Origin of the sequence: uncultured Microbacterium sp., assembly GCF_937927635.1 — a bacterium.
Lineage (GTDB): Bacteria > Actinomycetota > Actinomycetes > Actinomycetales > Microbacteriaceae > Microbacterium.
On record NZ_CALBRW010000016.1, the window covers coordinates 370,020 to 381,880 of the forward strand.

Genomic DNA, 11,861 nt, shown 5'->3' on the forward strand with positions numbered 1-11,861 from the left:
TCCATTCTAACGGGTTTCGAGGGGAGACCTAGCGCTCAAACGCCGTGTGAGGCGTTCTGAGCGCTTGAGGGTGCGCTCACGATGACCTACCCGTAGGTGTCACGTGGACCGCGTCCGGGCACGACGCGGGGTCCCCACTTCCAGGACGGCACATCGGGTCCGATGAAGCGAAGATTCTCGACTCCGGCATCCGGATAGCGGTTGCCGATCTCGGTCATGATGACGGCGCGCATGAACTGCAGATTCTTGGCCCAGGCCGTCGAATCGCACTTCACCGTCAGCACACCGTGCTGCAGCGAGACGGGTTCAGAGTGCTTGGCGGTGTCCTCGCCGGCCAGCTCCGCCCACTGCCGCACCAGGTCCTCGGCTGCGAGCGTCTTCTCCCAGCCGGAATCCTTCGTGAGCTTCGCGAGCACATCGCCGAGCGTGCCGGGGTCGCGCCCCTTGGTGAACGGCGCGTGGTCGTCGTCGACCTGGATGCGCTTGCGCCGCTTCCAGTTCTTCGAGCTGGGCTTCAGACCGCGCAGTCGCAGGTAGGTCGCGACGGTCTCGGGAGGCTGCGGGTCAGGCATCATTGGCCAGGCCTTCTGCCTCAGACTGGGTCCCTGAGCTTGTCGAAGGACCCCTCTCGTCGCTGATGGTCCCGGCGTGGATCCGGACGACATGCCTGTGCAGCGCCTCGGGGATGTCGCCCTCGACGGCAGCAGTGACGATGACCTGCTCGTAGCCGGCGGTGATCGCCGCCAGCCGCTGCCGGCGGTCGGCGTCGAGCTCGGCGAAGACGTCATCGAGGATCAGCACCGGGTCGCCGGCGGGGGATTCCGCGCGCAGCAGCTCGGCGGATGCCAGTCGCAGCGCCAGCGCGACCGACCAGGACTCGCCGTGCGAGGCGTACCCCTTCACGGGCAGATCCCGCACGCGCAGGATGAGGTCGTCGCGGTGCGGGCCGACCAGGGTCAGTCCGCGCTCGAGCTCCTTGCTCCTCTTGGCCTGCAGCGACGCACGGAACTGGTCGGCGATCTCGCCGCGGGGGTCGTCGGTCTCCGGGTCGCCCTCCTCCGGATCTCCGCCGTGCACGGAGAGCGCCCACTCCAGCTGCGGGCGGTGGTCGGCGCCGGCGATGGCTGCGTAGGCGTCGGTCACCGGACCCTGCAGATCGGATGCCAGGCGGATGCGCGCATGGATGATCTCGGAGCCCAGCGCGATGAGCTTGTCATCCCAGACATCCAGGGTCGCAAGGCCGTCACCACGGATGCCGCGCGCCCGGGCCGACTTCAACAGCGCCGTGCGCTGACGCAGCACCCGCTCGTAGTCGGCGATCACGCCGGCCATTCGAGGGGTGCGTTGAATCAGCATCTGATCCGCGAATCTCCGGCGAGAGGACGGGTCGCCGCGCACGATCTGCAGGTCCTCGGGAGCGAACAGCACGACGTGCGCATAGCGCGGCAGCTCGTTGGTCTTGGAGGGCGAGCCGTTGATGCGCGCCTTGTTCGAGCCCTGTCGATTCAGCTGCACCTCGACGAGCACCCTGCGCTCACCGTGCAGGAGACGGGCGCGGATGACGGCGAACTCCTTGCCGTCGCGCACCATCGGGGCGTCGGAGGAGACGCGGTGAGAGCCCAGAGTCGCCAGGAAGACGATGGCCTCGGCGAGGTTGGTCTTGCCCTGGCCGTTGCTGCCGACGAGCACGTTCGGGCCTGGATGCAGAGCGAGGTCGGCGGTCGCGTAATTGCGGAAGTCGACCAGGTTCAGGTGCTCCACAATCACGAGGATCAGCCTACCTTCGGGGTCAGACAGCCACGGGTGGGGCGGACTCCGCGATGCTTCCTTCGTTCGCAGAGCGGGGACCCCTCCGCTTCGCTCCTCCCCGATGCTCACTCCAGAAGCATCGCTCCGCCCTCAGCTCAATGCAGCGGCCGCATGTTGCGAATGGAATGAACCGTGGTGGCAGGGGTGAGTAGGGATCAGCGGAGCAGCAGGTTGGGCTGCAGCAGGTACTTGTACGAGTCGAGGCCGGCCTGGTCGACGGAGGTCTGGCTGGTCACGAGCACCGGGCTGAGCTTGTTGGCGTTGTCGCTGGACGTGAACGTCACCCGCGTGAACTCGCTCTTCACGGCGCCGAGCGCCTCGAGCAGGTACTGCGGGTTCAGGCCGAGAGTGACCTCGTCGCCGCCGGTGAGGTGCGCATCGACCGACTCGGATGCCCGGGCCTGCTCGCTGCCGGAGGCATCCATCGTGACGCTGTCCGTGCTGAACGTGAACCGCAGCGGCGCCGAGCGGTCCAGCACCAGCGCGACGCGACGAACGGCCTCGATGAGTTCGCCGGTGTTGACCACCGCGTAGTGGTCGGTCTGCTCGGGGAACAGCCGGCGGACGGGCGGGAAGTTGCCTTTGATCAGGAGAGATGTCACCGTCTTGTTGCCGGCGGTGAAGGCGATGATCTCCCGGTCGCCTGCGCCGGAGAACGCGATCTCGATGTTGCCGGCGTGCGCGAACGTCTTGCCGACCTCGGTCAGGGTGCGGGCCGGGACCAGCGCGGTCTGCTCGGCGCCCTCGCCGTCCCACGGCACATCGCGCAGCGAGACGCGGTAGCGGTCGGTGGCGACCATGCTCAGCGTGGTGCCGGACACCTCGAGCTGCACACCGGTCAGCACGGGGGTGACGTCGTCGCGGGATGCCGCGAACGCGACCTGCGCGATGGCGGTGCCGAACTCCTCGGCCGGCACGACACCCGTGGAACCTGTGACCTCGGGGATCGAGGGGTATTCCTCCACCGGCATCGCGGCGAGGGTGAACCTCGCGGATCCGCAGGTGACGGCGATGCCGCCGTCCTCCTCGACCGCGATCTCGATCGGCGCGTTGGGCAGACGGCTGGCGATGTCGGAGAGCAGTCGGCCGTGCACGAGGATCGTGCCGGGCTCGTCGACCGTGGCTTCGATGGTGGTGCGAGCGGACGCCTCGTAGTCGAAGGCCGAGAGGGTCAGACCCTGCTCGCTGGCCTCGATGAGCACGCCGGCCAGGATCGGCTGCGGATTGCGCTGCGGCAGCAGCTTGACGACGAAGGACACAGCCTCGCTGAACACATCGCGGTTGACCTGGAACCTCACGGGCGCTCCCTCGTTGCACTTCACCTTGCGCAGTGGGCCCACTGCAGGCGATCCCATGCTAGTCGTACGGCGGAGGCGGCTGTCCACCGTCGTCGGGGATTCCGCTGCGGTGCGTCCACACCCGTCTGGTGATCGGGGAGCCCTGAATTCAGAGAGATCTCTTAACGGTGTTAACAGTTGTGGATTCTGTGGATAAGTCGGTGGATATCAGCAGGGAGTAGGTAACTACATCCGTGTGACATGTGGAAACCCTGAGGAATCCGCGGGTTCCAGGGGTATCGGCGTCTGAAAGCCGGCCGTGGGTTTTCCACAGGGACGCCTGCTGGACGGCATCCGGAAGGCGATCTTTCCACAAGTTATCCACAACCCCTGCGGACAACTGGCGCGATCCCGCACGGCGACAGGCGTGTCGGGGGCGTCGGACCGGGCGCGGTCAGCGACGGCTGATCTGCGTCGTGATCTCCGTGACCTGGTTGTAGACCGAGCGCCGCTCCTTCATGAGCTCGCTGATCTTCTTGCACGCGTACATCACGGTGGTGTGGTCGCGGTTGCCGAACAGCTGACCGATCTTCGGCAGCGACAGGTTGGTGCGCTCGCGGCACAGGTACATGGCGATCTGCCGTGCGAGGGCGATCTGCTGCGATCGGCTGGAGCCGTACAGGTCGTCGACGGTGAGCTTGAAGTAGCCGGCAGTCGAGGTGATGATGTCCGTCGGCGAGATGACGTTGTCCTCGGTCGTATCGACGATGTCGCGGAGAACGGTCTGCGCGAGGGAGATGTCCAGCGCCGAGCGGTTCAGGCTGGCGAACGCCGAGACGCGGATGAGTGCGCCCTCCAGCTCGCGAATGTTGGAGGAGACGACCGTCGCGATGTACTCGAGCACCTCGTCGGGGATGTGCAGCGACTCGCTCTGCGCCTTCTTGCGAAGGATCGCGATGCGAGTCTCCAGGTCGGGCGCCTGGACATCGGTGATCAGACCCCATTCGAAGCGGCTGCGCATCCGATCTTCGAATCCCGTGAGCAGCTTCGGTGCGACATCGCTGGTGATCACGACCTGCTTGTTGTGGTCATGCAGCTGGTTGAAGGTGTGGAAGAACGCCTCCTGGGTCTCGGCGCGACCCTGCAGGAACTGGATGTCGTCGATCATCAGGATGTCGACTTCGCGGTACCTGCTCTGGAAGGCGGCACCGCGGTTGTTGGCGATCGAGTTGATGAAGTCGTTGGTGAACTCCTCGCTGGAGACGTAGCGCACCTTGACCCCGGCATACAGCGACTGCGCGTAGTCGCCGATCGCGTGCAGCAGATGCGTCTTGCCGAGGCCGGAGTCGCCGTAGATGAACAGCGGGTTGTACGCCTTGGCGGGTGCTTCGGCCACGGCCACGGCCGCGGCGTGCGCGAAGCGGTTGGACTGGCCGATCACGAAGTTGTCGAAGGTGTACTTCGGGTTCAGCCGTGACTCATGGCGCGACGGCTGCGCGGGCTCGATGGTGCTCTCCGTGCGGACGGGCTCAGGGGAGGCGAAGTCGGGAACGGCGATGGATGCTGCCGGCTGGTCGGCGAGTTCGTGGTTGACGACGGTCCGATACGAGGTGACTTCATCACCGATCGAAGAGAGCCCCTCCATGATCGGGATGCGCAAGCGCTTGTTGATCTGTGCCGCGGTCAGGTCGTTCGGAACGTCCAGGTAGAGGACTCCGCCCATGACACCCGCCGGGACGACGAGGCTCAGGAAGCCGTGCAGCTGCGGCGAGACGCGGTCGTCGTCCCCGAGTCGGTCGAGCAGATCAGACCAGATCGGCACATCGGGGTGGGCTGCAGAGGTCATTGTGCTCCGGGCGAGGTTGTGGAAAAGGCGCTCGAAGCGTGATCTCCCCCTGTGGATAACGTCGGATGCCACGGTAGTCACAGCACGACGGAACAGCAAGCCGTGCGCGGAAACACGCGGGTGTGTCGTGATCGGTCGAGCTGTCCACAGTTGTGGATAATGGGTGTGCGCAACTGGTGAGGGGCATAGTGGCACTCAGCGGTGGATTTGCCCTGCGCGACGGCAGGTCGTACCCTTAATCGGTTGACTTATGCCTAACGGCAGTACCCCCCTGTCTCCGGATGCAGAACCCCGGTGACACCATTTCCGGAGTGATTCCATGAGCAAGCGCACCTTCCAGCCCAACAACCGCCGTCGCGCCAAGAAGCACGGCTTCCGCGCCCGTATGCGCACCCGCGCCGGCCGCGCCATTCTTTCGGCACGCCGCGCGAAGGGCCGCGCTGAGCTCTCGGCGTAAGCCGCGTCCGGACTCGCCGTGCTCGCCCGGCCGAATCGACTGACGCGCGGTGCCGACTACCGACAGGTCGTGCGCCGTGGTTCGCGATGCGGTGGATCGCGCCTGGTGACGTCTGTGCTGCCCGCAGCCGAAGCGCGTGCGCCTCGATTCGGGTTCATCATCAGCAAGCAGGTAGGAACCGCCGTGGTTCGCAACACCGTTCGTCGTCGCCTGAAAGCGGTGTGTGCGGAGTTCCTCGAAACTGTCCCCGAGGGCACGGATGTCGTCATCCGTGCCCTTCCGGCATCTGCGCATGCCGACTTCACCGAACTGCGTTCCGATGTGGTGCGCTGCCTGAACCGGCTGGTCGCCGGCGCGGTGCGCTCATGAGTGCGCTGCCCTCCTATGCTTTCGGAACGGCTCGCTTCCGGGCATCCGATCTGCTCCGCGGCATCCTGCTGCTGCCCCGGAACGCGGTTCTCGCGTTCCTCGTCGTCTACCGGGCGATCGTGTCCCCGATGTACGGTGACGTCTGCAGGTATTACCCGTCCTGTTCCGCATACGCTGTAGGTGCGGTTCAGCAGCACGGCGCCGTGTGGGGGACGGTTCTCTCCGCCTGGCGCATCCTGCGCTGCAATCCGTGGAGCAAGGGGGGCGTCGACGACGTCCACTCTCATGCTCACTTCCGCTACGAACTGACCCGACGCGGGTTCGTCGTACCCGCTCGAAAGGAAATGAACAGTGGGTTCTGACCTCCTGCTCGCCGCCACCACGCCTGCCGCCGCTGCCGGCGGGGGCACCGACTTCTTCAGCATCCTGCTGTGGCCCTTCAAGTGGATCGTCGAGACGATCCTGGTCGCCTGGCATTGGCTGTTCACCGCGGTCGGGCTCGGACCGGGATCGGGTCTGACCTGGGTTCTTTCCATCATCGGCCTGGTGATCGTGATCCGGGCGGCGGTGTTCCCGCTGTTCGTGAAGCAGATCAAGAGCCAGCGCAAGATGATGGAGATCGCTCCTCAGCTGAAGAAGGTTCAGGAGAAGTACAAGGGCAAGCGCGACCAGCTGAGCCGTGAGGCCATGAGTCGCGAGACGATGGCGCTGTACAAGAAGCACGGTACGACACCGGTGTCGTCGTGCCTGCCGATGCTGGTGCAGATGCCGTTCCTGCTGGGCATGTTCTACACGCTGCGCGACGTGGCAGCTCACGCTCAGGCCGGTGTCGGCGGCGTCGGGCCTCTGAACGCGCAACTGACCAAGCTCTTCTACGACGCGACTCTGTTCGGTGTGGCACCGCTGCACATCGATCTGCGCTCGGCCCTGGAGACCAAGCCCGCCGGCTGGGAGGCCACGGCCACCATCCTGATCGTGCTCGTGGTCCTCATGATCGCGTCGCAGTTCTACACGCAGCTGCAGATCATCTCGAAGAATCTGTCGCCCGAGGCCAAGACCGGTCAGGCGTACCAGATGCAGAAGATCATGCTCTACATCCTGCCGCTGGGCTTCATCTTCTCGGGTGTGTTCTTCCCCCTCGGCGTGGTGCTGTACTGGTTCGTGTCGAACCTGTGGACCATGGCGCAGCAGTTCCTCGTCATCCGTGAGATGCCGACGCCGGGTTCGGATGCTGCGAGGCATCGCGAGGAGCGACTGGCCGCCAAGGGCAAGGCCATCAACTCCGAGGGCAAGGTCGTCCCCATGGCCGTGTACGAAGCCGAGCAGCAGCGCCTGCTCGAGGAGGCCGAGCGCGCCAAGGCGCAGGCGCCCAAGCGCGAGCAGCCGATGGGCAAGAAGCGTGCGAAGAAGAAGGGGTCCAACTGATGACTGATGGACTGAAGGCGTCGGCCGATTCGACCGTCGAGGACCTGGAGCGCGAGGGCGACGTCGCGGCGGACTTCCTGGAGGAGCTGCTCGACATCGCCGACATCGATGGCGACCTGAACCTCGACGTGCGCCAGGGCCGTGCGTATGTGTCGGTCGAGGCGGAGGGCGATTCACTGTCGACGCTGTCCGCCCCCGAGACCGTTCAGGCGCTGCAGGAGCTGACGCGCCTGGCCGTGCAGAGCAAGACCGGATCGTTCTCGCGGATGATCCTCGACATCGGTGGCTCGCGCGACGCTCGTCGCCACCAGCTCGAGGCCCTCGTGGATGCTGCGGTGGCGAGGCTCGACGGCGGCGCATCGCAGGCATCCCTGCCGGCGATGTCGTCCTACGAGCGCAAGCTCGTGCACGACATCGTGTCCGACCGCGGGCTGGTCTCCGAGTCCTATGGAGAGGGTTCTGACCGTCACACGGTGATCTCCCGCTGAGTTCCGCCGGGGATGTTTCACGTGAAACGGTCCCTCGGTCATTGAGCGAGCGATCCTTCTTCCCCCCGGTCATTGAGCGAGCGAAGCGAGACGAAATGCCTTCCCGTCGGTCATTGAGTCAACTCTTCCCATCCGGTCATTGAGCGAGCGAAGCGAGACGAAATGCCAGAATCCTCTGTCGAACCCGAACCATCCGCCGCGGCGGAGCTCTTCGGCGACCGCATCACCCTCGCCCGCCGATTCACGGCCGCCCTCGCTGCCGAGGGTGAGCTTCGCGGCCTGATCGGTCCACTGGAGCTTCCGCGCCTCTGGACCCGTCATGTGCTGAACTCCGCCATCGCCGCGTCGCTGTTCCACGGGTCGGTCGCCGATGTGGGCTCCGGCGCAGGTCTTCCCGGACTGGTCCTTGCGATCGCCAGGCCAGACGTGGAGTGGACGCTGATCGAGCCCATGGAGCGCCGCGTCGCCTGGCTCACCGAGCAGACGGAGTCTCTGGGACTCGACAACGTGCGGATCATGCGAGCCCGGGCAGAGGACGTCGGCCTCGAGTTCGACGTGGTCACCGCCCGCGCTGTGAGTGCGCTTCGGACGTTGATCCCGATCACCGCACCTCTCGCGAAGGATGCTGGCGAGCTGATCTTCCTCAAGGGGCAGAACGTGGATGCCGAGATCGCGGCAGCGCAGAAGGTTCTCAAGAAGAACAAGGTGTCGGACGTGTCTGTCCAGGTGCTGGGGGAGGGCACTCTCACGGAAACCACGCGCGTCTTCCGCGCCCGCGTCCGCGCCTGACGCCGGTCGTTGAGCGAGCGCAGCGACTCGAAACGCCCAACAGAGCAGGTTTCACACCCGACTGTTTCACGTGAAACATCCACAGGTGCTGGCGCTCGTCGGTCGTTGAGCGAGCGAAGCGAGTCGAAACGCGCCGGTGGGATCCACATTTCGTCTCCTCGCTGGCGCTCGTCGCTCAATGACCGGAGTCGAAACGCCCAACAGCGCAGGTCTCACACCCGACTGTTCACGTGAAACATTCAAAGGTGCTGGCGCTCGCCGGTCGTTGAGTGAGCGGAGCGAGTCGAAACGCTATTGCAGCGCCAACATTTCGTCTCCTCGCTGGCGCTCGTCGCTCAATGACCGGTTGTTGAGCGAGCGCAGCGAGTCGAAACGCGCTGCAGGAACTCTCATCCACAACATGCTGTTTCACGTGAAACATCCACAGGACGTGGGAACCACGTGAAGCGGAGGCCTCCGCGATGCGTACGATCTGGGGATGACCGCGTACACCTACATCCTCCGATGTTCGGATGGCACCTTCTACGCCGGCAGCACGTGGGATCTGGATCGTCGTCTGGCCACGCATGCGCAGGGACTGGGGAGTGACTATACGTCATGCCGGTTGCCCGTCGAGCTCGTCTGGTTCGCAGAGTTCAACCGGATAGACGAGGCCTTCGGTCTGGAGAAGAGGATTCAAGGCTGGAGTCACGCGAAGAGGCTCGCGTTCATCGAGGGAGGGTTCGATGCGATCAAGGGCTGGAGCGCGCGGGAACGCGCCCTTCGCTCCCTCGGTCGTTGAGTGAGCGAAGCGAGTCGAAACGCGTTCCCGTGACGTGGGGTGCATTTCGTCTCGTCGCTGGCGCTCCTCGCTCAATGACCGGTGCCGTTCACGGTCGTTGAGCGAGCGCAGCGAGTCGAAACGGGTGTGGTGCATTTCGTCTCCTCGCTTCGCTCGTCGCTCGATGACCGGTCGTTGAGCGAGCGGAGCGAGTCGAAACGAGCCCTCGTGGTCGCGTAGGCATTTCGTCTCCTCGCTTCGCTCGTCGCTCAATGACCGAAGCAGACTCCCGGTCGTTGAGCGAGCGCAGCGAGTCGAAACGGGGGCCTGCGACAGGGAGTGCGGGTGGGTGCGATTAGAGTGGTAGACGGTCCCGAAAGGAGTCGATGTTTCACGTGAAACCATCCGACAACGCATTGCCGAACCACGATTTCGGGATGGATACGCCGCTTGCACGCGAGCTCGCTGATCTCAGCAGTCGACGCAGGGCTCTCAGCGGGGTCAGTGTCGAATTCAGCGGGGAGACCCGTGTCTTCACCGTGTCCAATCAGAAGGGCGGGGTCGGCAAGACCACTTCAGCGGTGAATCTGGCTTCCGCCCTCGCTGAAATCGGAGCCAAGGTGCTGGTGATCGACCTTGATCCACAGGGCAACGCCTCCACAGCACTGGGTATCACCCACACAGCTGATGTCGCCAGCATCTACGACGTGCTGATCGACGATCTTCCCTTCGAAGAGATCGTGCAGACCAGTCCCGAGTCCCCGAACCTGCTCTGCGCGCCGAGCACGATCCACCTGGCTGGCGCGGAGATCGAGCTGGTCTCCCAGGTCGCGCGAGAGTTCAGGCTGCGGCGTGCACTGCAGACCTACCTGGATGATCACCCCACCGACATCGTGATCATCGACTGCCCGCCATCGTTGGGGCTTCTCACCATCAACGCATTCACAGCGGCATCCGAAGTCCTGATCCCCATCCAGGCGGAGTACTACGCACTGGAGGGCCTGAGTCAGCTGCTCGGCAGCATCCAGATGATTCAGAAGCATCTGAACCCTGAACTTCACCTCACCACGATCCTGCTGACGATGTTCGACGCGCGCACGCGCCTGTCGCAGCAGGTCGCCGATGAGGTGCGAAACCACTTCCCCGAACAGGTGTTGGATGCGATCATTCCGCGATCGGTTCGCGTGTCCGAGGCCCCGAGCTTCGGCCAGACAGTCATCGCCTATGACAGATCATCCGCCGGCGCCGTCGCGTACCGGGAAGCAGCAGTCGAGATCGCACAGCGGGGAGCACGAGCCTCGCAGAAGAAGGAGCAATGATGGCCAAACGCACCGGACTCGGTCGGGGAATCGGCGCCCTCATCCCCATCGCGGATCAGTCGGAGCGGCCGGTGGACGTGTTCTTCCCGGGTGCATCGAAGCAGAAGGCGGATGCTGCACCGTCGGACGATGCGGGGAAGGTCGCAGAGCTCACCGCCATTCCGGGCATCCAGCTGATCCAGGTCGATCCGAACGCGATCGTCCCGAATCCTCGTCAGCCGCGCACGGTCTTCGATGAGGAGCGGCTGGCCGAGCTCGTGCACAGTGTGCGGGAGTTCGGAGTGCTGCAGCCGGTCGTCGTGCGCAGGAATTCCGCCGGCGACTACGAACTGATCATGGGGGAGCGGCGCACTCGTGCTGCACGCGAGGCCGGATTGGCCGAGATTCCGGCGATCGTTCGTGAGACGGCGGACGAGGACCTGCTGCGGGATGCTCTGCTCGAGAACCTGCACCGGTCGGAGCTGAATCCTCTTGAAGAGGCTTCCGCGTATCAGCAGCTGCTCGACGACTTCGGCATCACGCAGGAGGAATTGGCTACCAGGATCGGCCGGTCCCGTCCGCAGATCAGCAACACGATTCGCCTGCTGCGCCTGCCGGTTCCCGTACAGCAGCGGGTCGCAGCGGGCGTGCTCTCTGCTGGTCATGCGCGTGCGATTCTGTCGGTCGAGGATCCCGAGCGGATGCAGCGACTGGCGGACAAGGTCGTGAATGAAGACCTGTCCGTGCGCGCCACAGAGGCGGCCGCGAAGAGCCTCCCCGCTGCACCCGGCAGCAAGACGAAACCTCAGGCCGGAGCGCGCCGCGCCTATCTCGACGAGGTCGCAGGCAAGCTCGGCGACAGGCTCAACACCCGTGTACAGATCGCTCTGGGTGCACGAAAAGGCCAGGTCAAGATCGAGTTCGCGTCGATCCAGGATCTCAACCGTATTCTCGCCGAGCTCGGCGAAGAGGAGTACGGATCCCGCTGATCACCCTCGGTCAGAAGCGCACTGTTTCACGTGAAACGGCGCGCTTCTGGCGTTGAAGGCCATTTCGTCTCCTCGCTTCGCTCGTCGCTCAATGACCGGTCGTTGAGCGAGCGCAGCGAGTCGAAACGAGCTCTCGTGCGAGCTCAGACATTTCGTCTCGTCGCTAACGCTCCTCGCTCAATGACCGGGGAGTGTCCGATCGTTGAGCGAGCGCAGCGAGTCGAAACGAGTTCTCGTGCGGGCTCGGGCATTTCGTCTCGTCGCTGGCGCTCCTCGCTCAATGACCGAAGGGGCACCGGTCGTTGAGCGAGCGCAGCGAGTCGAAACGAGTTCTCGTGCGGGCTCGGGCATTTC

The 11,861-nt window shown here is 64.7% G+C and carries 13 protein-coding genes; 9 read left to right on the top strand and 4 right to left on the bottom strand.

The window, feature by feature from the left end:
- Positions 1-86 precede the first annotated feature (86 nt).
- The 4 genes from Q0568_RS06485 to dnaA all read right to left on the bottom strand — a co-directional run bounded on the left by Q0568_RS06485 (position 87) and on the right by dnaA (position 4,932).
- Positions 87-572, bottom strand: a complete 486-nt coding sequence (locus Q0568_RS06485; protein WP_298864071.1) for a DciA family protein — start codon at positions 570-572, stop codon at positions 87-89.
- Positions 565-1,767: a DNA replication/repair protein RecF gene (recF, locus tag Q0568_RS06490; protein ID WP_298864074.1), complete on the bottom strand. Its 1,203-nt coding sequence runs from the start codon at positions 1,765-1,767 to the stop codon at positions 565-567. Before recF ends, Q0568_RS06485 begins: the two co-directional genes overlap by 8 nt.
- 197 nt (positions 1,768-1,964) lie before the next feature.
- Entirely contained in the window at positions 1,965-3,107 is a 1,143-nt protein-coding gene (gene dnaN / locus Q0568_RS06495) for a DNA polymerase III subunit beta (protein WP_298864077.1), read from the bottom strand.
- 433 nt (positions 3,108-3,540) lie between these two features.
- Positions 3,541-4,932 (bottom strand): chromosomal replication initiator protein DnaA, encoded by a 1,392-nt coding sequence (dnaA, locus tag Q0568_RS06500; protein ID WP_298864082.1) that lies wholly within the window; start codon positions 4,930-4,932, stop codon positions 3,541-3,543.
- A 319-nt stretch (positions 4,933-5,251) separates the two neighbouring features.
- On the opposite strand from dnaA, the gene rpmH reads away from it, so the two are divergent.
- The 9 genes from rpmH to Q0568_RS06545 all read left to right on the top strand — a co-directional run bounded on the left by rpmH (position 5,252) and on the right by Q0568_RS06545 (position 11,507).
- The gene (rpmH, locus tag Q0568_RS06505) at positions 5,252-5,389 is read left to right on the top strand and encodes a 50S ribosomal protein L34 (RefSeq protein WP_298864085.1); all 138 of its coding nucleotides are present in this window, start codon (positions 5,252-5,254) and stop codon (positions 5,387-5,389) included.
- 18 nt (positions 5,390-5,407) lie between these two features.
- Positions 5,408-5,758 (top strand): ribonuclease P protein component, encoded by a 351-nt coding sequence (gene rnpA, locus Q0568_RS06510; RefSeq protein WP_298864088.1) that lies wholly within the window; start codon positions 5,408-5,410, stop codon positions 5,756-5,758.
- Positions 5,755-6,120, top strand: coding sequence for a membrane protein insertion efficiency factor YidD (yidD, locus tag Q0568_RS06515; protein WP_298864091.1), 366 nt, complete (start codon positions 5,755-5,757; stop codon positions 6,118-6,120). The genes rnpA and yidD overlap by 4 nt, the downstream gene beginning before the upstream one ends.
- Positions 6,110-7,183 (top strand): membrane protein insertase YidC, encoded by a 1,074-nt coding sequence (yidC, locus tag Q0568_RS06520; RefSeq protein ID WP_298864095.1) that lies wholly within the window; start codon positions 6,110-6,112, stop codon positions 7,181-7,183. Before yidD ends, yidC begins: the two co-directional genes overlap by 11 nt.
- A complete protein-coding gene (locus Q0568_RS06525) occupies positions 7,183-7,671 on the top strand; it encodes a R3H domain-containing nucleic acid-binding protein (RefSeq protein ID WP_298864097.1) in 489 nt (162 codons plus the stop codon). The genes yidC and Q0568_RS06525 overlap by 1 nt, the downstream gene beginning before the upstream one ends.
- Positions 7,672-7,833: 162 nt before the next feature.
- Positions 7,834-8,460 carry a 16S rRNA (guanine(527)-N(7))-methyltransferase RsmG gene (rsmG, locus tag Q0568_RS06530; protein WP_298864100.1) on the top strand — a complete coding sequence of 209 codons (627 nt, stop codon included), beginning with the start codon at positions 7,834-7,836 and terminating at the stop codon, positions 8,458-8,460.
- Positions 8,461-8,938: 478 nt separating this feature from the next.
- The gene (locus tag Q0568_RS06535) at positions 8,939-9,241 is read left to right on the top strand and encodes a GIY-YIG nuclease family protein (protein ID WP_298864105.1); all 303 of its coding nucleotides are present in this window, start codon (positions 8,939-8,941) and stop codon (positions 9,239-9,241) included.
- Positions 9,242-9,606: 365 nt separating this feature from the next.
- Positions 9,607-10,539, top strand: coding sequence for a ParA family protein (locus tag Q0568_RS06540; RefSeq protein ID WP_298864108.1), 933 nt, complete (start codon positions 9,607-9,609; stop codon positions 10,537-10,539).
- A complete protein-coding gene (locus Q0568_RS06545; protein WP_298864111.1) occupies positions 10,539-11,507 on the top strand; it encodes a ParB/RepB/Spo0J family partition protein in 969 nt (322 codons plus the stop codon). The genes Q0568_RS06540 and Q0568_RS06545 overlap by 1 nt, the downstream gene beginning before the upstream one ends.
- Positions 11,508-11,861: the final 354 nt, after the last annotated feature.